Genomic DNA, 20,933 nt, shown 5'->3' with positions numbered 1-20,933 from the left:
TGGTTCTCTAGCTTGGCATGCAGATCGAGCGGAAAACCAGCCCTTTGATATCATAGTTTACCTGTTTTTCGCGCCGGAAGGAGCAGCAGTCATTGTAGTCATAGCAGGCATAGAAGGAAAGGAACCTCGGCAAAGGCGTACACCCGGTGTAACAGTCAGTAAGCGTTCTTCCCGTCCCGCCGGCGCTGGTCTGAGGCGAAGCGTCCCGCCTGCAGAACTGGCCGGCAGCCTAGCAGACAGAAGAAGAAAGGGTAACCTATGGACCTGGTGAAGCGGTTAGAGGAATATCGGGACCGAGAGCGAGCACTTGCGTGGGAGGGGACGTTCGCCCAATACTTTGAGATCGCGTGTAAGAGGCCGAAAGTCGCCCGCCTCTCGCATGAGCGCATTTACGACATGATCATGGAGGCGGGTGTCGAGACTACGCGCAACGGCGAACTGCGGTACAACTTCTTCAGCCAGGAGATTTTCGGCATCGAGAAGGCGCTGCAGCAGATCGTCGACTACTTCCATTCGGCAGCCCAGCGCCTGGAGGTGCGCAAGCGCATTCTGCTGCTGATGGGGCCAGTTGGAGGCGGCAAGTCGACCATTGTGCAGTTGCTCAAGCGGGGCCTGGAAGCCTACACGCGCACCGAGGCCGGCGCCGTCTACGCGATCAAAGGTTGCCCGATGCATGAGGAGCCTTTGCATCTCATCCCCCAGGAGCTGCGCCCCGATATCGAGAAGGAGTTTGGCCTCTACATCGAGGGCGATCTGTGCCCGCGCTGCCGTTACATGCTCGATAACGAGTATCACGGGCGCATTGAAGATGTCCCCGTCCAGCGCATCGCCTTTAGCGAGAAGTATCGCGTCGGCATCGGCACGTTTACCCCATCAGACCCCAAGAGCCAGGACATCAGCGAGTTGGTTGGCGGCATCGACCTCTCGACGATCGGTGAGGTTGGTGTCGAGAGCGATCCCCGCGCCTACCGCTTCGACGGCGAATTGAACGTTGCTAATCGCGGCCTGATGGAATTCATCGAGATGCTCAAGGTCGATGAGAAGTTCCTGTATGTGCTGCTCACCCTCAGTCAGGAGCAGAATATCAAGACGGGCCGCTTTAGTATGATCTATGCCGACGAGGTGGTAGTCAGCCATACCAATGAGCATGAGTATCAGGCTTTCGTCGGCAACAAGAAGTCTGAGGCGCTGCAGGACCGCATCATTCTGGTGAAGGTGCCCTACAACCTGCGCGTCTCCGATGAGATCAAGATCTACGAGAAGCTCCTCAAGCAGAGCGCCCTGCGTAACGTGCATATTGCCCCGTACACGCTGCGTATTGCCAGCATCTTTGCTGTCCTGACGCGCCTGGAGCCATCGAAGAAGGCTGGTATGAGCCTGATGAAGAAGCTGCGCCTCTACGACGGTGAGGACATCGAGGACTTCAAGCAGAAGGATGTCCGCGAGCTGCAGGAGGAGGCCCAGCGCGAGGGCATGGACGGCATCTCGCCGCGCTATGTCATTAACCGTCTCTCGAATGCTCTGGTGCGTCAGAATGTGACCTGCATCAATCCGATCGATGCTCTGCGTGCTCTGCGCGATGGCCTTGATCAGCATACAAGCATTACACGCGAGGAGCGCGAGCGCTACCTCAACTTTATCAGTGAGGCGCGCAAGGAGTACGACGAGCTGGCCAAGAAGGAGGTGCAGCGCGCCTTCGTCTATTCCTATGAGGAGGCGGCGCGCACGCTGCTCAATAACTACCTGGACAACGTCGAGGCCTATTGCAATAAGACGAAGCTGCGCGATCCCATCACCGATGAGGAGATCGATCCCGATGAGCAGCTGATGCGCTCGATCGAGGAGCAGATCGGCATCACGGAGAACGCCAAGCGGGCCTTCCGTGAGGAGATTCTGATCCGCATTTCGTCGCTGGCGCGCAAGGGGCTGACCTTTGACTATACCAGCCATGAGCGCTTGAAGGAAGCCATCGAGAAGAAGCTCTTCGCCGATCTGCGCGATGTTGTCAAGATCACAACCTCGACGCGCACGCCTGATAAGGAGCAGCTGCGTAAGATTAATGAGGTGGTTGATCGTCTGATGACGGAGCATGGCTACTGCCATGTCTGCGCCAATGAGATCTTGCGCTACGTCGGAAGCCTGTTGAATCGCTAAGGAATAGTTTTCCAGGGGGTGAACCAGCCGCGCTGCCGAACTACCCAGGCCCTGGCGTGGCCGTGGCCAGCCACAGCGCTGAGCAGCCAGCCGATCGAGCCGCGCCACTCTCCTGCCCGGCTCTTGTTCGCTTGCCGATCGGCTGACTCTGGCAGGCTGACCAGGCTGACCAGAGCAGCTGCAGCGAAAGCAGAGGCCGGCCCAGGCCCAGGGTGTGGGGGTGAGGAGCTGGGCCGGTGGTTCATCCCCTGTTCTCTTTTCGCTGCGCTTCCAGCCAGGAAGGAGTGTACGCTATGTCCGTCTCGCAGCACGATTGGTCGCTGCACCGCAAGGGGCAGATTGACCAGGAGCGCCACAAGGAGAAGATTCGCGAGGCTATTAAAAAGAATCTGCAGGAGATTGTCAGCGAAGAGAGTATCATTCTCTCCGATGGCAAGAAGACGGTCCGCGTGCCGATCCGCTCGCTGGAGGAGTACCGCTTCCGCTATGATCCCGGGCGCCAGTCTCATGCGGGCCAGGGCGATGGCAAGAGCCGCGTCGGCGATGTGATTGCTCAGGAGCCACGCGCGGGCCGCGGCAAGAAAGGCGAGGCCGGCAAAGATCCCGGCTACGACTACTACGAGGCCGAGATCAGCATGGAGGAGCTGTCAGAGCTGATCTTCGAGGATCTGGAGCTTCCTAATCTGGAGCAGAAGCGCCAGCAGGAGCTGCAGACCGATGCCGTGCGCTTTACCGATATCCGCAAGCATGGCCCGCTGACCAATCTTGATAAGAAGCGCACCATTCTGGAGAATATGAAGCGCAATGCCGCCAAGGGCGAGCCGCGCTTTAAGGACATCAAGAACGAGGATCTGCGCTTCAAGGTCTGGGAGCCGACCATCCGCTACGAGTCGAACGCCGTGGTGATTGCCATGATGGATGTCTCCGGCTCGATGGGGGAGTTTGAGAAGTATATCGCCAGAAGCTTCTACTTCTGGATGGTGCGCTTCCTGCGAACGAAGTATAATAACGTCCATATTGTTTTCATCAGCCACCACACCGAGGCCAAGGAGGTCACGGAAGAGGAGTTTTTCCACAAGGGCGAGAGCGGCGGCACGCAGGTTTCGTCGGCCTATGAGCTGGCGCTACAAATCATCAAGGAGCGCTTTAATCCCCACGACTGGAATATCTACCCCTTCCATTTCTCGGATGGCGACAACCTTCCCTGGGATAATGATCGCTGCGTGCAGTTGGTGCAGCAGCTCATCGAGCTGTGCAATATCTTCGGCTATGGTGAGATCCGCGAGGGTCACTATCGCTCTCCCAGTACGTTGATGTCGGCCTATAGCCGTATCACGGACAAGAAGTTTGTGGCAGTGACGATCTCGGATAAGAAGGAAGTCTATCCGGCGCTGCGCAAGTTCTTCGCGCGCCGCGGCGACGCTGTGCCTGCTGGCAGATAAGTGTAACGGCAAGGGAGAGATGCCTATGGCGGAGACCGATCTGGAGCGCCTGCGTGATCGCATTGGCTATGCCTGGGATATTGCCCATGAGTTCGGGCTGGACCCCTTCCCGACTCATTTCGAGCTGGTCCCGGCGACCATCATGTACGAGTTCGCTTCCTACAGCCTGCCGGGCCGCTTCAGCCACTGGACTCACGGGAAGGCCTACTACCGTCAGAAGATGCTCTATGACCTGGGGCTGAGCAAGATCTATGAGATGGTGGTCAACACGAACCCGAGCTACGCCTTCCTGATGGAGATGAATGATCTGCTCCAGAATACCTTCGTGGCGGCGCATGTCTTCGGGCATACCGATTTCTTTAAGAATAATGTCTACTTCCAGCATACGTCGCGCCGGATGATCGAACGCGCCAGCCTCAATGCCGAGCGCATTGCCAGGTATGAGTTCGATCACGGCAAGCTGGAGGTGGAGCACTTTCTCGACGCCGTGCTCTCGATTCAGGAGCATGTTGACTACCATCTCTTCTTGAGAGGCGAGGACGACGAGGAGGAAGAGGAGCAGCTCAGACGAGGTGAGGAGTCTCGCACGCGGCCCTCGACGGAGTACGATGATCTCTGGGCACTGGATCGCGAGGCGAAGGAGCGTCGCGCCGAGGAGGAGCGTGAGCGCCGCCGGGGCCGTCCTCCAAAGTTCCCTGAGAAGCCTCAGAAGGATCTCCTGCTCTTTTTGATCCGCCATTCGCCTATTCTGGAGCCGTGGCAGCGCGATGTGATCGAGATTGTGCGCCAGGAGTTCTTGTACTTTGTGCCCCAGATGCAAACCAAGGTCATGAACGAGGGCTGGGCCTCTATCTGGCATTCGCGCATCATGCGCGAAATGGCCGATCGCGGCATTATCTCCGATGCCGAGACGGTGGAGTTTGCGCGCATGCACGCGAGCGTCCTTTCGCCTTCGCGCACCTCGCTCAATCCTTACTATCTGGGCTACAAGATTTTCGAGGATATCGAGCGCCGCTGGGATAGCCCAACCAGGGAGGAGCAGGAGCGCCTGGGGCGCAAGCCGGGCATGGGTCGCCAGAAGATCTTTGAGGTTCGCGAGCTGGATAACGATGTCTCCTTCTTGCGCAACTATCTGACCAAGGATCTGGTTGAGGAGCTGGATCTTTACCTGTATAAAAAGGAAGGCGATGAGTGGGTGATTGTAGAAAAGAACTGGGAGAAGGTGCGCGACGGCATCGTGGCCAGCATGACCAACTTTGGCTTCCCCTATATTGTGGTCGACGACGGCGACTATCGGGGCAACCGTGAGCTATACCTGCGTCATCTGCACGAGGGCCAGGACCTTGACCTGGTCTATGCTGAGAGAACGCTGCAGTATGTCTATCAGCTCTGGGGCCGCCCGGTGCATCTGGAGACAGTCTACGATGGCAAGCGCATTCTGCTCTCTTACGATGGGGAGCGCAGTAGTAAGACGACGCTTGAGCGCTGATGGCTGGCTCGGACCCCTATGGACTGGCGCGGTAGCTGGCTGCTTCTGCCTGGCCGCCGCGCCACTTGTCTTTTTGGGTGATCTGCTCTAAAATATGGCCTTGGGTTACCTATTCCTGCATTTCCTCCAGGTACTTGAGGGGTAAAAACGGACCACTGGCGGGCGCTCCTCTTTGTCGCTCCTGGTCGAGATCGCTGATATCTTCCAGGGAGGAGTGTATGCCGTTTACCGCAAACATGTTCATCGCTCAAGAGGCCGGGTTGTGGCAGTTGATTGGCATCTACTATGAACCGCAGCAGGAGGATGCGCCAGCCTTCGCCGAGGGACTCCGGCAGGTGATCGATCGTGCTCGCTGGAGCGCAGTGAGCAATGAGATGCTCTATAGGGAGGGGTTGCCCAAGGGGATCTCTCTGCGCATTGTGCATCGAGAGGAGGATCGACTGACCCCTGCTCAGGAGGAGGTGCTGCAGGAGAATGGCTTCGTTCAGAGTGCTGGGGACTGGTCCCAGCCCTTTCCCCTCAGCTGGGAGCTGGATGAGGGCTATCGGGCGCTCCAGGAGGAGCTGGTGCGGCGAGTCGATCCTCGTGATCCCCGCCTTCCTCACGATGAGCACACCAGCGTCGCAGTGCACAATATGAACGTCCTCATGGAAGCTGCGCGTACTGCGCTCGGCCTCGATCTGGATGGCTCCTTTGAGAGCGTGAAGAAGCTGGACGAGCTGCTCCTGATGGAGGAGGTGGAGCCGGAATGGCGCTTTCGGGTCCTCTCGCCGGCGACGCTGATCGCCTGTGGTGACTATACGGCTGAGGTGGCTGTGCGCACCTTTCCTGAGCTGCACTGGAGCGATGATAAGGCGGATGAGGCTCATCCGCTGGCGTTTGAGGGAAGCCTCACCCCAGAGAGTGGCAGTGGAGGGAAGATGAACCCACGCGGTAAGGCCAGAAAGCGCTGTCTTTACGGAGCTGGCGACTCGCTCTATAGTTTGATCGCGGTCGTGATTAACATGCTGCGCAGGAACCGCTCCTAGCGCTCTGTCTCAATCGACGTACTGCGCCGCGCCGGTGCTCCGGCCAGCCTTGCTGAGGTCAAGCTTCGGCAATGATGGGGCGGGGCGACCGGCGCGCGGTCTGTTTTCTGTTGCCTGCTAGCGAAAGGGCAGGCAACTACAAGCAACTACCAGTAGCGTTCTTCCTGCCACGGGTCGCCGCGGTTGTGGTAGCCGCGCATCTCCCAGAAGCCCGGGCGGTCCTCAGCCATGAACTCCAGTCCGTCGAGCCACTTGGCGCTCTTATAGAAGTAGAGCTTGGGTACGACCAGGCGCACCGGGCCGCCGTGCTCCGGCTCCAGGTCTTTGCCATCGTGCTTGATAGCGATCAGCACGTCATCGTCGTCCAGGCTGGAGAGCGGCATATTGGTCGTATAGCCGGTCCAGGAATGGGCCATGACGTACCTGGCGCTCGGCAGCGGGCGGGCGCGCTTGAGAAGCTCGCGGATGTGGACGCCTTCCCAGGTGTTATCGAAACGGCTCCAGGTGGTGACGCAATGGATATCGGTGGTAATGGTCACCCGTGGTAGCGCGAGGAATTCTTCCCAGGTCAGTTCAAGAGGATGTTCGACCTCGCCGGTGATCTTGAGTCGCCAGTCGGGCGGGAAGCTCGGCGTGCGCTCGTAGCTCAGTACAGGCCATTTCTTGGTCAGATACTGGCCGGGCGGCAGCCGGTCTGCTCCCATCCCTTCTTTGGCGGTGGGATTGGTTGCTGTTTCGGATGCCTGTCGTTTAAACAGACTCATGCGGCTTGACTCCTTGTGCCTGGTAATCTCCAGGTGAGCAATAGCTGGCAAAGGTCAGGCAGACAGTATGTTACAACAGTCATAACAGTCTCGCCCAGAGGAAAATTCCCCTGGGCTGGTGAGGGACTCCAGAGGACTGCTGATGGGCGGGTGTTGTGCTTTATTCTAGCAGGCACTACAATAGAGGGGCAGCTGTACAAGCGAGGGTGCCGGCCTGGTGAGGACCAGACCACGGAGGAATGAAGCAGGATAGATAGGATGGCCGGAGACAGGGGTGGGCGAGAGCAGGCCGCGAGCTTGAGCAGATCCCTCGCTTTACCAGTGAGCAGAGCAGATCACTACGTGGGTTTACCTGCTGGAGGCAGAGGCAGGAGGGAGCGTGCGATGATTACGGTCCTTCTGGCAATCGGCGGGGCGCTGATTGTCATGGCTATATTGACGGTGGGTCGCCTGGGATTTGGACGGCGGGAGCCGTTTGAGGCCCGCCGCTTTCTGCGCTGGTTCGGGAGCTATTTCCTCTTCAACGTCCTCTTTTGCTTTCTACTCGTCTATTTTGAACTTCCGGCGCTGACTGGACCGCTAGGGGGCTGGCAGTGGGTGCTCTGGCCGCTGGCGATCAGTAGCCTGGCGAACCTCTTATCGCTGTTGCGTCCGATTCTCAGAGTAGGGGAGGAGACGGCGACGAGTACAGAGAGACGCCGGGTGACGCGGGGACAAGGGGCACGACAGGAGGAGGTGGGCAAGCAGAGTCAGGCTGTTGCGCGTGGGAACGTGGCGGCTGGCCTCTTTGGGCTGGTAGTAGTGGGGATCGTGGGGTTGGTGGTTTCGGGACTCATCGTCGTCTTCACTACCTGGTTTGACAGCAATGCCAAAGCTCTGGCGGCCATTCCCCAGATCAAAGCGGCCAACTCGCCGACGCTGCCGCCGACTGATCCCAACCATATTGTGCTGGTCAGTCCAGGTGTAGCGGCCTACGAGGGGCAGCAGATCCTGGGGGCTACCGGCCAGAATCTCGGATCGACCTACAATCTCGATCCTAACAGCTACACACTGCAGTCCATCAACCATCACCTCTACTACGTAGCGCCGCTCAGCTACAACAACATCTTTGTCAATCTCTCCAACTCCCATACTCCTGGCTTTGTAGTTGTCGATGCTGAGAATCCCGAAGCGACTCCGCGGCTGATGACTGGGGGAGATAAGACCCTGGCCTATTTGCCGGGGGCTTTGCTCAATCAGGATCTGCTGCGTCACGTTTATCTGAGCGGCTACACCTATGGGCGTCTGGTTGATCCAACGTTAGAGTTGGATGACCGCTATCATCCCTACTGGACCATCTCGCTGATGCAGCCTTCGCGAGGCTATACCGGTGACGTCCTGAGCGAGGTCCTGCTGGTTGATGCCCATACTGGCCAGATCACGCGCTATCTTCCCCAGGAGGTTCCGAGCTGGGTGGATCGCGTCATGCCGGCGGCGACCGTCACGCAGTACCTGCAGTGGTGGGGTCTCTACCATGCCGCTCCCTGGTTCAATCCTTCGGGCGCCAATCAGCAGGTGCCGGCGAGCGAGCCCCAGCTGCTTTATAACAGTGTTGATCAGCCGGTCTGGCTGGTGCCCATGACCTCCTCGTCGCTCAATGACAATTCCAGTACGGGCATCGTTCTCTTTGATACCCATACGAATCGCGGAACGTTCTACCCGCTGACGGGGATTGGCATCGGGAGCAATGTCGAGAATACCATTCAGTCGACGCGAGCTAATCTGCGCAGCTACGATGTTGATAGTGTACAGCTCTATCAGCTCTATGGAGAACCGACCTGGGTCGCCATCTTTGTCCAACATGTCAGCAGCGGCAGTATCTTTCAGGCGGTGGGCATTGTGGACGCACGCAACCTCAATGGCAGCAATGTCCAGTACGATACGACGCTGAGCGGCGCCTTGCAGGCTTATCAGCAATGGCTGACGCAGCAGGCGTCAGCCGCCAACCGCCCCACCAGCGGCACCGTCAAGAGCGTGGTAGGCAAGGTGGTGCGCATTGCTTCCGTACAGGAGGGGTCGAACACAATCTTTTACCTGCAGCTTGCTGGCCAGCCGTACATCTTCACGGCTAATCTCTCGCTCTCGCCGAAATTGCCGCTGGTGCAGCCTGGGGATGTAGTCAAAGGCGACTATTATGATAGCGGTGGGCAGGTGATGGTCTTTAAGACTTTCGATGATGTGAGCATCCAGCTCGCTGGACCAACGGCGACCCCGCCACCAACGGCTTCGCCGCAGGTGACTCCTACGCTGCCCCCTGCGAGCAAGGGCACTCCCTCCGCTGGTCGCTAGCCGCGGGTCTGGGGGGAGAGCGGCAGGGCAGACAGCTGGAGTGACAGTAGTCCTAAAAGAAGGAGGGTTGGGATGCCTCATTATTTTACGCGCGAGGAGGCCGAGGCCCTACTGCCGGTCATCTCGCCGATCCTGCATCATATTCAGGAGCAGCGGCGTCAGCTCAGGGAGGGGGAAGAGCGTGCTCATGCGATCCGACTGCGTATCATGAAAAATGGTCATGATGTCAATGAGACCATGATGGAGATTCAGCGAGCGCAGGTGCTCCATCTGCGGCGGCTGCAGGAGGCACTGGCGGAACTTAGCGAGTTGGGCTGTGAGTTGAAAGATCCCGATATGGGTCTGGTTGACTTTTTGAGCCTGCGGGAGGGACGGGAGGTCTATCTCTGCTGGCACCTGGGGGAAGAGCGCATCAAGTACTGGCATCCACTTGATGCGGGCTTTCAGGGGCGACGCCCGCTTGATGAGGAGCAGGAGTAGAGCGGGGGGAGAACGGAGGAGGCTGAAGCAGGCTGCTGAGTCGAGACAAGTCGGAGCGAACGAGGGAGGAAGGCTGATGACGGTCGGAGAGGCCCTGGAGTGGGGAAGGCGTCTGCTCCAGGCCGCTGGCCGACCCGCTCAGGAGGCTGGACGTGATGTGCAGGTGCTGCTGGGCCATGTCCTGGGCGTGGAGCGCGCAGCCCTCTATGCTCATCCTGAGCGGGAGCTGACAGCGGCAGAGTGGCAACGCTTGACGGCTTTACTGGAGCGGCGCCAACGCGGTGAGCCAGTGGCCTATCTGCTTGGTCACAAGGAGTTTTTCGGGCTGGACCTGCTCGTCGATCGGCGTGTTCTCATTCCGCGCCCCGAGACAGAGCTCCTGGTAGAGGAGGTTCTTGCTGAAGCGCGGAAGCGCTTGAGGCGGGAAGAGGTGCCGATCGTGGCCGATATCGGCACTGGCTCTGGTGCGATCGCCGTGGCTCTAGCGGTGAGTGAGCCGCGTCTGCCCTACCTGTATGCCTGCGACAGCTCGGCGGAGGCGCTAGAGGTCGCGCAACTGAACTGTCAGCGGCATGGAGTCAGTCAGCGCGTGCGCCTGCTGCAGGGTGACCTGGCGGAGCCGCTGCCCGAGCCGGTCGATTTGCTGGTGGCCAACCTTCCCTATGTTGGCACTGAGGAGCGAGAGCTGCTTGCCCCGGATGTGCGCGACTTTGAGCCACCGGAGGCTCTCTTTGCCGGTCCCCGCGGTTTAGCGCTGCTGGAGCGCCTGCTCCGGCAGCTCCACGAGCGTCCCCTGCTCAAAGAGCGGGCGATGGTCTTTCTAGAGATCGGCCATCGGCAGCGTGAGGCGCTAGAAGCACTCGCTCGCCAGCTCTGGCCTGCGCTGCGACTGACCTGTCGACGCGATTATGCGGGTCAGGAGCGCCTCCTCATTCTGGCCTTCTGAGGCGTCTTCTCTCTGCGGACTGACCGTAGAGGGTAGCCGCCCGCGCGGCGGACGGAGAGAGAATGACGACCGGGGTAAAGGGTAAGAGACGAAAGCACGCCAGATGGGCATACTCTTTTCCTTTGCTCTCCCATTCCGGACTAGTATAAATCGGGGAACTCATTGCGTTCCTTCTGATAGAGTCCGTATAATCGGACTACCGTTGTGTTTCCTGGATGGCTGCCACTACACTGGAAGTGGTGAAGCTGGCCGGCCAGGGCAACGGAGAGGCAGATGAAGAACACGGTGAGGAGCAGCGACAGGCTCCTCACAGGAGACGGTACATGGTCCAGGCCGGTGACTTGCAGTTGACTATGGCGGCGCTTCTGCCTGTGGCTTCCTGGCTTCCTCCACTGGCGCTGCCCTTGCTCGGAGGCATTGCTGCTTTTGTTCTGACCTATCTGCTGACTTTTGTCGTGCGAGCGCTCTGTCGCCGTATGGGTTGGCTCGACTATCCTTCGGAGCGCCGTGTGCATACGGTCCCTGTCCCTCGTTTGGGAGGCGTGGCTATTTTTCTCTCGTTCGTGGTGGCCTCGCTGCTCTTCTATACGCCAGCGCGCAATATCCCTACCTCTCTGTATGTGGAGAGTACGGTCTACTGGCTGTTCCTGCTGGCTTCGCTGCTCCTGGTGACGGTCCACCTCATCGATGATCTGATTGGTTTGAAACCTCTGATTAAGTTGCTGGCGCAAACGGTGGCGGCGGCGATTCTGCTGGCGCCCTGGGAGGGCCGCTTTCACGGGATCTTTCTCTTCTCCTTTAATAATCCTTTTGCTCCTGGCCTGGTCTATCTGGGAGTGCGCGATAATGCGATCACGCTAGCGGCGATCCCTGCCCTTTGCTTTACCTGGTTCTGGATGGTGGGCATGATGAATACGGTCAATCTGATCGATGGGGTCGATGGATTGGCCGCTGGAGTGGTAGGGATCACCGGTCTGTTTACCGCTTTGATTAGCTGGGTCTTCCATCAGGAGAGCATCGCGGTACTGGCGGCAATCTTCACGGGTGCGGTGCTGGGCTTTCTGCCCCATAACTGGAATCCAGCGCGTATCTTTATGGGCGATACAGGATCGATGTTTCTGGGCCTGGGGCTGGCGGTGATGTCGACGATTGGCGGCGCAAAGCTGGCCCTGGCCCTGATGTTGCTCGGGGTGCCGATTCTCGATGTGGCGGTGGTGGCGATCAATCGCGTGCGGCACGGTCAGCGCCCCTGGCACTATGACAAGACGCATCTGCACCATCGGCTGATGGCTGCCGGGTTGACGGTGAAGCAGATCTGTTATCTGTTCTATGGTGTGACCCTGGCCTTTGGGGTTTTGGCGGCTGGCCTGTCAATTTTGTCGCTTGATATTGCCAATCGGCAAAATGCCCATCTCTTTAAGTTTATCAGTATTCTGCTGGTAGTGGTGATTATGGTGGCCCTGATCGTCTGGATCGATTATCGCCAACGTCAGCGCGGGGGACGCCTCCAACTCGGTGATTCTTCTCCTTCTGGCCATGCCGATGGCGCTGCCGTCTCGGCGACGACTCAGGAGCAAGAGACGACACTGCCCACGGAACACCTGACCTCGACCTCGACCTCGACCCCTGCCTCAACGAGGAATCAGGTCAGCGGCAATAGCTGGACGCAACCAGCCTCAAGCAGCGAGGAGGCCTCTCGCCTGGAGCCAGGTGAATGGCGACTGCAGACCGGAATAGATCAGCTGCATTAGCGGCCTTGAGCCAGCCTGGCTGGCTCAAGGCCATTGCCTATGCCTCGATACGTTTTTTTGAGACTTGGTTGATCTTATCAGCATAATTGTTGAAGAATTCCCTCGGTTCCATCATCACCAGGGCTTGTGATAAAGAAGACTCTGCTCGCGCGGATTGCTGGGGTAAGTGGGGAAGGCTGATCTATGCCCCATGAGGTAATGCAGGCGATGCCAGACACACTATAGCGGATTTCTCTGTGGACCTCACAAAGAAAAAGGACTAGCCAAAAGACTCAAGCCTGTTAGGCTAGAAGAGCAGCGCTTACGACAATGCCAGGTTTTACTCAGGTAGAGGAATTTTTGAAGCAAAGAGGATTGATGCTTTCTGATGCTTTGCTGGAAGGCTATTATCTCTATCGTCAGACGGGGCCGCGCTGGGAGCAGGAAACGATTCTATCGCTCTGCTATAGACAACCATTGGGATCGCAGGATCGCAGCAAGACGTAACAGTTACGTACAGTCGTAAGGCTCAGGAATACAGTCTAGACGTTGTGCTGGCTGATCGGCAACGGCAGATAGGAGAGGGCTACATTGTTAGCAGTAACGGCCAGATTGGGCTGGCGGCCCTACATGAAGTGAGGAGAGGATGAGAGAAGAAGACTAGCAAGGAGACTAGTAAAGGCGCTGGCTCTCTAGATGAGTACCTGGTATTCTTGCCTTAGATGCATCTTTCAAGGGTTGTGGGGTGAGAACGCCTCTTGTGAAGGGATTCGTACTATGAGATTGGCGAGCTGTAGTTACCCTTGTAGAGGAGAAGTCTGCCGTGCTTCGCATAATTTTGCCTCTTGTTTGCTTCCTGGCGCTGTTCGTCAGCGATCTGATCCTCTGGCTACGAGTGTGGCGTTTGCCACCTGGTCCGGAACGTGTGGGGCAGCTGATTGGAGCGATAGGCGTATTCGTCGCTGTACTGGCAGCTGGCTTTTTTGTTTTCTTGACGCTCCAAGGAGGTTCCTGAGATGCCGTGTCCGGAGCAGGTAATGATCCTGGAAGCTGCGACCCCGGTGCTCAGTGTGGGGCTGCTGGTGACTCTCGTCCTGCTTGTCAGAGAGATCCAGCTGAGCGTGAAGACCTGGCGGGCCCGTCGTCAGCGGCGTCAAGTGCGGCAAGTGGCAGCTATCGGGCTGGTTGAAGCAAAGGCCTTGCCCAAAGCACTGGGGGTTGGCTGTCCTGATTGCTCTTGTCATCGCTTTCGTTCCTGTGACTCGAGTTTCTGCCGATTCTGCTCCCCAGCCTGATCAGACGGTACAGACAGCACATGGGGTGGTGAAAAAATATAGTTTAGCGAAGTTGAGGAAGACGCCAGGGATTGCCTTTGTAACTGCTAAGACCCTTCAGCAGAAGACTAGCTCTGTGGCAGCTCGGGCTATTGCTCCAGACGCTACGGCCTCGTCGGGAAACTATCTACTCACAGTCACCGCTTCACTAGTCTGGGTGTACTGGGACAACAGTTTCCTATGTGGTTATGGGCTTGGTGGAGCTGAAGCCAGCCCCTGGACAGCCACGGTGGACGAACAGGGGGATCTTTTTATACTCCCATCTGCAACGCTATAAACAGCAGGCCAGGTGCACCGCTGGTAGCCTTCTGATGCTTCTCAAGGGATTTGAGCGAACGTGGTAGACTGGCGGATGGACCATCAGCAGAGTCCAGGCGCTAGCGGGCAGTGCTGGAGGGGCTGAAAGTGGAGACGACCGGGCCAGGCTAGTTGGGACCAAAAGAAGCTATTGCAGTGGTACCGCTACAGCCAGGTCCACCCCGACGGGGGCAGGCCCTGGCGTTCTAAGCAGGACTGTGCGCTGACTGATCAGCGAGCAGAGGGGGCAGTCCTGACATAACAGATTGCTCCCTCGCTGTTCTTGGAAGGTCCGGCGGGCCTAGCCGCTCAGAAAGAAACGCCGTTACTCCAGGGCCTCGAGAGCCGCCTGCAGGAGATGTTGCTCTGCGCATAGCGTGTGCTGCTTTGCTAGCTGCAGAGCGGTCTGAAGATTCTCTTGCTCAACGAGCGATGGAGGGCTGCCCGCAGCGAGCTGCTGCCGGACCAGGGCGGCGTAGTAGTCAACTAAATGGCGCTCGGCGGCGCTCAGCTCGGGCTGATCAAGCCGAAGATAGGCGCCAACCACCGGGTGCAGGCTATAACGGGCGGCCCGACATTCCAGCAGGCCGCTATCACAGAGGAGATCGAGCGCCATAGTGAAGGTCGTCGCCTCACACAGACAAACTGCAGCGGCAGCCTCCTCGCTAAAGCTGTTAGGTTGGGGAGAGAAAACAGCCAGGGAATGGAGAAGAGCCAGGGCAGCGGAAGGCAAACGAGCAAGACTGCGCTGCAGGCTCTCCCTGAGCAGGCCGGCATGGTTGCCACTCGCTGGCAAGCAGAGCGAGAACCAGCGAGCAGGCCGCTCAAGAAGACAGCGAAAAGCCGCTGCAATACGGCGCGGTTGCTCGTACAGCGACTCCTCATAGAGGTGACTGCCCAGGAGTAAGATGGCCAGAGGCAAGCCGCCAACAGCTTCGACTAAGCGCATGGCCAGGGCTGGCTCCTGGTTCACAGCTTGAGGCGCGAGCATCCGTAGCAATTCCAGAGCCGCTGCTGGCTCTAGCGGCGGCACCGGTACAATGCGATGGGGAGCAAGACGGGCAGCCAGGCGTGGCGAATTCCGCAGCTGATTCAATAGAGCTGTGCGTCCCTGCAAGGGCAGATGCGACCAAAATGTAGACAAAGGCGGCGTGGAAGAAGGTGTTGGCTGCGGATGCGGGTTCGTCGGCTCCCCCAAGGGAGGAGTGGCATGCCGCTTTCTGCCAGTGAGGCCAAGAGCTGTGGGCTCGTATCCGAAGGCAGCACAGAGCTTCTGACGGAAATAGGGACCTGGATAGGCCCTACCACTTTCCCAGCGGTAGATCGTAAAGGCGTTGGTGCCAAGCACACTGGCCAGATATTCACGGCTCCAGCCACGCTCTTCGCGCGCCTTTCTCAAAGCGCTGTTCTCTTCCCAGCGCTGGCCCCTTTCGCGCTTCATGGCAATCGCCTCCGACCTCCCTGTCGCGGTCTGATAGCAGAAAATTGGAGAGTGCAGGGATCTGCTCTCTGCAGAGGATTATAAAGCATGAACTTCTATATTTCAACTTCGCTATCTCGATGTCATTCCATCAGGAAGGAGCAACTGCTTCCAGAGAAGATATGGTATCCTCTTAGAAAGAGCTACCCGCGTAGCGCTTGGAAAAAGCGAGAGTGAAACGTTTAACCAAAGAGAGAGTCCTGGCAGAGGATTGCAATCAGGAGCAGCCGGCGGAAAGGAGCTGAAAAAACACAACGCTCACTGGGATGCCAGGTCTGTTCGAGACGGCAGCGACGCCAGAGACGTAAGGACACGTTCCCCACTCTTACTACCAATCAGAGCTAGAGCTTACTCTAGCTTCATTCGCATGCAAGGAGGGAAACAGGTAGGATGCAAGCATCGCTGCTCGAAGTACGCCAGCTTAGCCGGCGCTTCGGTACTTTCACAGCCGTCGATCGCGTTTCATTCACGGTAACGGCAGGTCAGATTGTGGGCCTCCTTGGCCCCAACGGAGCGGGCAAAACCACCTTGCTCTCAATGCTCGTCGGTTTGCTACCACCGACGAGCGGCTCCATTCTCCTCAATGGCGAAGAGCTTCAGCGCGTGCCCGCGCGCAAGAAAGCCTTCTTTGGCTTTGTTCCTGACTCCCAGGATGTGATCGAGCACCTCACCGGCCTCGAATATCTCCAGTTCCTCCGTCGCATCTATGGCCTCTCTGAAGAACAGTGGAATCTGGCCAGGGAGTATCTGGCCCTTCTGCGGCTTGAAGAGAAGGCTCACCACCTCCTGGAGACCTATTCACACGGCCAGCGCAAGAAGCTGCAGGTCATTGCGGCCCTCCTCCATCAGCCGCGCCTGCTGCTGCTCGATGAGCCGCTCTCGGGCCTTGATCCCGAGATGACCATTCTGGTCAAGCGTCTATTGCGTCGGCTGCGAGAACGGGAGGTAGGCGTGCTGATCTCCACGCACGACCTGCTCATGGCTCAGGACCTCTGCGATGAGGTGATCCTGCTCCATCAGGGCCAGGTGGTGGCCCAGGGTACCCAGCGGGCCTTACTAGAGCACTATGGTGTTGCCAACCTGGAAGAGGCCTTTCTACAGGCTCTCGGGCTGGCTCAGCAGGAGAAGGAGCTTGATCGTGTTCTGGCACGTTTCTAGACTGGTGATCACAACCTGGCGCCATCGCCTGGCTCAGCTACTGCGCCGTCTCCCGGGGCTGTGGCTGCTGCTCCCGCTCTTGCTCCTGGCCCTGCCTTTGATTGGCTTGCTGACGTATAGTTTCTTCCACAAGCTTGGCGAGAGCTTGTTGCCAGAAGGGGACCTGGGAGAGCTGCTACGGCCACTGATAACGCTGAGTCTCTGCAATTTCTTCCTCGTCTTCTCATTTATCATTCTTACTCTGATTATCATGCTCTCGCCCGATGATACGCGGCTAAGGCGCATGATGCTGCCACTTCCTCTGTCGACGCTGCAGCTGCGAATTGGCTTGCTACTGCCGGGCTTACTGACACTGTTGGTTGTCCAGGGCTTGCTCTGGGGACCAGCCTTGTTAGCATTGATGACCCTGGGCCTGATTACCCCTTTCCAACTTGTGCTGGCGCTTGTGCTAGCCCTTCTCTGCTACAATCTCCTGACATTGGCTTTTCATCAGGCGCTGCTCTATGGAGCGCTGCGTCTCTTCGGCGGAGAGCATCAAGGAGTACGGCTCAGCGTGCTGGGTCTAAGCCTGGCCCTGGGACTGGTCCTACTGGAAGCGCCCATCTTCACGCTACTGCCGGCCCTGTCGAGTCCCCTGCCGCTCTGGACGCTGCTCTGGCCGGCCCGCTGGATGGCGCTTGTTCTGGAGCCGCGTCCGGAGGCCATCCTCAGTGGGATCGCGCTTCTGCTGGCCGCGACGCTGCTGGCTGGGCTACTCTATACCCTGCTGCTGGAAGGCTGCGAACGCCTGACGAGCGGCACACGCGGTCAGTGGGCCCCCCTGCGTCGGCTTCCCTTCGCGCCACCTCTCTGGTGGACAGCCTGCCTCTACGAGCTGAAGAGCCTCTGTCGCTCTCCCTACCTGGTCATCGACGGAGTGATGATCTTTGGGATGTGGCTGGTCGCACTGGTGGGCCTGCTCCTGACACGCGCGGCCAATCCCCTCTTCCACCTGACGCTAGCGCAGGTGGTCCCGCCCTTGTTCTTACCGCTGCTGGCCGGCTTCGGCCAGTCCTCATGGGGGCGCGATCGCCGGGCCTACCGCCTGCTGGCTGCGACGCCGCTTGAGCTGCGTCTTTTGCTCTCCGCCAAGTTCTGGACCTGCCTGGGGCTGACGCTGTTCCTCTGGTTACTGGCAACCCTGGTATTGCTGCTGGTAGCCGGCCTGCCCGGTCTGCTGCTGCTCTGGCTGCCACCTGCTCTCATGGTGACGCCGCTCTGCTTCCTCATGGGCATTTTGCTGCCTTACTCCCCCGATGATCCGCTGAGCATGCTGACCCTGGGCTGTGCACTTTTTCTCGTCGATCTGCCTCTATCCATCCTCTACATTTCTATACAGGGAATGCTGCCAGCCTTGCCTGGTGGCAGCTGGGGGCAGCTGCTGATCGAGGTCACCCTCGCCCTGCTGCTGGTGCTGGCGCTCTACAGAGGCAGCCTCTGGCTGGGAACCACCCGCCTGGAGCACGAGCGTGATTGAACGAAGAAGCCATCAGCACAGACTGGCTCTGGAAGAGAAGAAAAGGAGCATTTCTTATAGCTTGCTGATGTTGGCGCAGATTGATTCGCTCACTGGCACAAGGAAGAAGGAGAGGAGTGATCCTTATGCAACTGGTCAGACGTGTGTTTGAATGTGTAATGTTTGGAATCTTCGCGGCTCTGCTTCTGCTGCTCCTGGGAGTGGCAGGATTGACGGCCTATGGGATGCTGACGGGGCAGTCGCTTCACCTGGTGCTCTTCTCGCTACCACTCGCCGAGCTCGAGGGCGGCCCATCCTTTAGCATAGCCCTGGATCTAAAGAACATGGCTCTCATTGGAATCATTCTGGCCCTGCTCTGCACCGTCCCGGCCTGGTTGCTGGGTCTGGGCAGGGGCGGCACGAGCAGAGGCTCCCGCTCAAACATCTAGCTGCGTCCTCCCTCGCGGTTGCGCACTACCCTGCTCCGGGCTGCAGGACGGGTCGACTGTGCTGCAGCTCGCTGCTCGCCGGGTACTGCACTCCAGCAAGCGCAGGAGAAACCGGGCTGGCTCTCGCGCCCGTGCCATACTGTTGCATCAGTCTGATGCGATAGTATACAATCTGTCACAGAATGAGGCAGCGACTTCTGTGTGCCTCTTTCGGCCTCTGAGGCCAGTAGCGGCGCCATGACGAAGGCAGTCACCTTATGGCGATCAACGACTGGTCCAGGTAGCAGGACCCTTTTCAAAGAAGAAAGGGAGGAAGCACCATGAGCGAGAGCCATTCCCCTATCAAAGAATTTCGCCTTGAACTGAGCGATCTCACCTACACTGGCCACGACCTTGTCCGCCCCGAGTCGATCATCGCGCAGCCGGACGGCACCCTCTGGACCTCAGACGGTCGCGGCGGAGTCATGCGCATTGCTCCCGATGGCGGCCAACAATTCTTCGGTGGTCTGGGAGGCGAACCCAATGGCCTGGCGATGGCGCGCGATGGCTCGCTCTACATCGCCAATATCGGCAACGGGCATATTCAGCGCCTCTATCCCGATGGCCGCAGTAAGGAGGTGCTGACCGAGATCGATGGCGTTCCCACCACCTGCGCCAACTATGTCTTTATCGACAGCAAAGATCGCCTCTGGCTGGCCTTCTCAACGCGAGAGCAGCAGTGGTGGCCCGCCGCGGCACAGCCACGGCCCGATGGCTATATTGTGCTGCTTGACGAGAAGGGACCCCGTATCGTCTATGATGGCATCTATTTCACCAACGAGATCCGTCTGGATGCCAAAGAGGAATTTCTCTATGTTGCCGAGACCATGAAAAACCGCATCCTGCGCTTCCGCGTCCAGCCTGATGGCAGCCTGACCGATAAAGAGGTCTTTGGACCCGATGGTCTTGGCCTGGGGGCCGTCGTCGATGGCTTTGCCTTTGATGCCGAAGGCAATGTCTGGGTGACGACCCCGTTGCGCAACGGCCTCGGCATTATCACCACCGACGGTGACTATCATGTCGTCTTCGAAGAGGCCAACGAGGAGGTCCTGTCAACGTTCGAAGAGAAAATCGCCAACGGCACGGCTACCCCTGCCGACATGGCCGCCTGTGCCGGGCAGACGCTCCAATCGCTGACCAGCATCACCTTTGGAGGGCCTGACCTGCGGACCGTCTACATTGGCTCGCTGGCGATGTCACGCCTGCCCACCTTCCGCTCACCTGTGCCTGGACTGCCGATGCGCCATTGGACCAGCTAGCGGCCACTAATAGGGAACTGGGACAGGGAGACAACGGGTGGCCCTGCTGCTGCACAAGTCCCAGGCGCTCGCAGCGCTCTGGAGGGTGCTGAGCGGCAGAAAAGCAAGGGGCGAAGGACCGGGAGGGAGCCCTCAGATCCTGACCTCCCGGCCTTCGCGGGCGAAGATCTCTTTCAGGAACTGGCCGGTGTAAGAACGCTCCTGCCTGGCCACCTCCTCGGGGGTGCCCTCGGCAATCACCTCGCCGCCGGCCTCGCCGCCCTCCGGTCCCAGATCAATGATCCAGTCCGCGCACTTAATCACATCAAGGTTGTGCTCAATGACCAGCACCGTATTGCCGGCATCGACCAGGCGCTGGAGCACGTTGAGCAAGCGCTCAATGTCGGCGAAGTGCAGCCCCGTCGTCGGCTCATCCAGCAGATAGAGGGTTCGACCCGTAGCGCGGCGCGACAGCTCTGTGGCCAGCTTCACACGCTGCGCCTCGCCGCCGGAGAGGGTCGTCGCCGGCTGGCCCAGGCGGATATAGCCCAGACCAACATCGTAGAGCGTCTTCAGCTTGCTGTAGACCGTCGGCACGTGCTCGAAGAAGTGCATGGCATCCTCGACGGTCATATCCAGCACTTCGGCGATGTTCTTCCCCTTATAGCGGATCTCTAGCGCCTCGCGATTGTAGCGCTTCCCGTGACAGACCTCACAGGGCACGTAGACATCGGGCAAAAAGTTCATCTCGATGCGTACAATACCCTCGCCCTTGCAGGCCTCGCAGCGCCCCCCCTTGACGTTGAAGGAGAAGCGGCCTGGCTGGTAGCCACGCAGACGTGCCTCGGGCACCTGAGCGAACAGGTCGCGGATGCCCGTAAAAGCATTCGTATAGGTTGCCGGGTTTGAGCGCGGCGTGCGTCCGATGGGCGACTGATCGATATCGATCACCTTGTCCAGGTATTCGATGCCCTCGATACGGTCGTGGGCTCCCGGCTTCTCGTGGGCGCGGTTGAGCGCCTGCGCCAGTTTGCGATAAAGAATATCGATCATCAGCGAGCTTTTGCCCGAGCCGGAGACGC

15 protein-coding genes and 1 pseudogene are annotated in these 20,933 nt (G+C 58.7%); 13 read left to right on the top strand and 3 right to left on the bottom strand.

Features of this window, described 5'->3' with window-relative positions:
• Positions 1-258 precede the first annotated feature (258 nt).
• The 4 genes from BGC09_RS10575 (at position 259) to BGC09_RS10555 (ending at position 6,113) form a co-directional block, all read left to right on the top strand.
• A complete protein-coding gene (locus BGC09_RS10575) occupies positions 259-2,154 on the top strand; it encodes a PrkA family serine protein kinase (RefSeq protein WP_069803972.1) in 1,896 nt (631 codons plus the stop codon).
• A 293-nt stretch (positions 2,155-2,447) separates the two neighbouring features.
• A complete protein-coding gene (gene yhbH, locus BGC09_RS10565; protein WP_052890013.1) occupies positions 2,448-3,596 on the top strand; it encodes a sporulation protein YhbH in 1,149 nt (382 codons plus the stop codon).
• Positions 3,597-3,621: 25 nt separating this feature from the next.
• Positions 3,622-5,085 (top strand): SpoVR family protein, encoded by a 1,464-nt coding sequence (locus BGC09_RS10560; RefSeq protein ID WP_069803970.1) that lies wholly within the window; start codon positions 3,622-3,624, stop codon positions 5,083-5,085.
• Between the two features lie 218 nt (positions 5,086-5,303).
• Positions 5,304-6,113, top strand: a complete 810-nt coding sequence (locus BGC09_RS10555; protein ID WP_141727732.1) for a hypothetical protein — start codon at positions 5,304-5,306, stop codon at positions 6,111-6,113.
• 146 nt (positions 6,114-6,259) lie between these two features.
• Here BGC09_RS10555 and BGC09_RS10550 read toward each other — a convergent pair whose 3' ends face one another.
• Positions 6,260-6,877: a sulfite oxidase-like oxidoreductase gene (locus BGC09_RS10550; RefSeq protein ID WP_084658387.1), complete on the bottom strand. Its 618-nt coding sequence runs from the start codon at positions 6,875-6,877 to the stop codon at positions 6,260-6,262.
• A gap of 384 nt (positions 6,878-7,261) precedes the next feature.
• Between BGC09_RS10550 and BGC09_RS10545 the strand changes: the two genes are divergently transcribed.
• The 5 genes from BGC09_RS10545 to BGC09_RS23410 all read left to right on the top strand — a co-directional run bounded on the left by BGC09_RS10545 (position 7,262) and on the right by BGC09_RS23410 (position 12,868).
• Complete coding sequence (locus BGC09_RS10545; protein ID WP_069803968.1) at positions 7,262-9,205, top strand: hypothetical protein; 1,944 nt, start codon at positions 7,262-7,264, stop codon at positions 9,203-9,205.
• A gap of 72 nt (positions 9,206-9,277) precedes the next feature.
• Complete coding sequence (locus tag BGC09_RS10540) at positions 9,278-9,685, top strand: DUF2203 domain-containing protein (RefSeq protein ID WP_069803967.1); 408 nt, start codon at positions 9,278-9,280, stop codon at positions 9,683-9,685.
• A gap of 76 nt (positions 9,686-9,761) precedes the next feature.
• Positions 9,762-10,631: a peptide chain release factor N(5)-glutamine methyltransferase gene (gene prmC, locus BGC09_RS10535; RefSeq protein ID WP_069803966.1), complete on the top strand. Its 870-nt coding sequence runs from the start codon at positions 9,762-9,764 to the stop codon at positions 10,629-10,631.
• A 215-nt stretch (positions 10,632-10,846) separates the two neighbouring features.
• On the top strand, positions 10,847-12,382 hold the full coding sequence (locus tag BGC09_RS10530; protein WP_069803965.1) for a glycosyltransferase family 4 protein: 1,536 nt from the start codon (positions 10,847-10,849) through the stop codon (positions 12,380-12,382).
• A 357-nt stretch (positions 12,383-12,739) separates the two neighbouring features.
• Positions 12,740-12,868 (top strand): hypothetical protein, encoded by a 129-nt coding sequence (locus BGC09_RS23410; protein ID WP_275935507.1) that lies wholly within the window; start codon positions 12,740-12,742, stop codon positions 12,866-12,868.
• Between the two features lie 1,449 nt (positions 12,869-14,317).
• Here BGC09_RS23410 and BGC09_RS10515 read toward each other — a convergent pair.
• Entirely contained in the window at positions 14,318-15,433 is a 1,116-nt protein-coding gene (locus tag BGC09_RS10515) for a helix-turn-helix domain-containing protein (protein WP_069803962.1), read from the bottom strand.
• A gap of 429 nt (positions 15,434-15,862) precedes the next feature.
• Between BGC09_RS10515 and BGC09_RS10510 the strand changes: the two genes are divergently transcribed.
• The 4 genes from BGC09_RS10510 to BGC09_RS10495 all read left to right on the top strand — a co-directional run bounded on the left by BGC09_RS10510 (position 15,863) and on the right by BGC09_RS10495 (position 19,872).
• Positions 15,863-16,630 (top strand): ABC transporter ATP-binding protein, encoded by a 768-nt coding sequence (locus BGC09_RS10510; RefSeq protein WP_084658384.1) that lies wholly within the window; start codon positions 15,863-15,865, stop codon positions 16,628-16,630.
• The gene (locus BGC09_RS10505) at positions 16,611-18,146 is read left to right on the top strand and encodes a hypothetical protein (protein ID WP_069803961.1); all 1,536 of its coding nucleotides are present in this window, start codon (positions 16,611-16,613) and stop codon (positions 18,144-18,146) included. Before BGC09_RS10510 ends, BGC09_RS10505 begins: the two co-directional genes overlap by 20 nt.
• Positions 18,147-18,271: 125 nt before the next feature.
• Positions 18,272-18,574: a hypothetical protein gene (locus BGC09_RS10500; protein WP_069803960.1), complete on the top strand. Its 303-nt coding sequence runs from the start codon at positions 18,272-18,274 to the stop codon at positions 18,572-18,574.
• 320 nt (positions 18,575-18,894) lie between these two features.
• Positions 18,895-19,872, top strand: coding sequence for an SMP-30/gluconolactonase/LRE family protein (locus tag BGC09_RS10495; protein WP_069803959.1), 978 nt, complete (start codon positions 18,895-18,897; stop codon positions 19,870-19,872).
• Positions 19,873-20,004: 132 nt separating this feature from the next.
• Here BGC09_RS10495 and BGC09_RS10490 read toward each other — a convergent pair.
• Positions 20,005-20,933, bottom strand: a pseudogene (locus BGC09_RS10490) (excinuclease ABC subunit UvrA); the annotation flags it as partial.

This window comes from Thermogemmatispora onikobensis (assembly GCF_001748285.1).
GTDB lineage: Bacteria > Chloroflexota > Ktedonobacteria > Ktedonobacterales > Ktedonobacteraceae > Thermogemmatispora > Thermogemmatispora onikobensis.
Note: the sequence above shows the minus strand (reverse complement) of the source record. Positions and strands in the feature narration are given on the sequence as shown.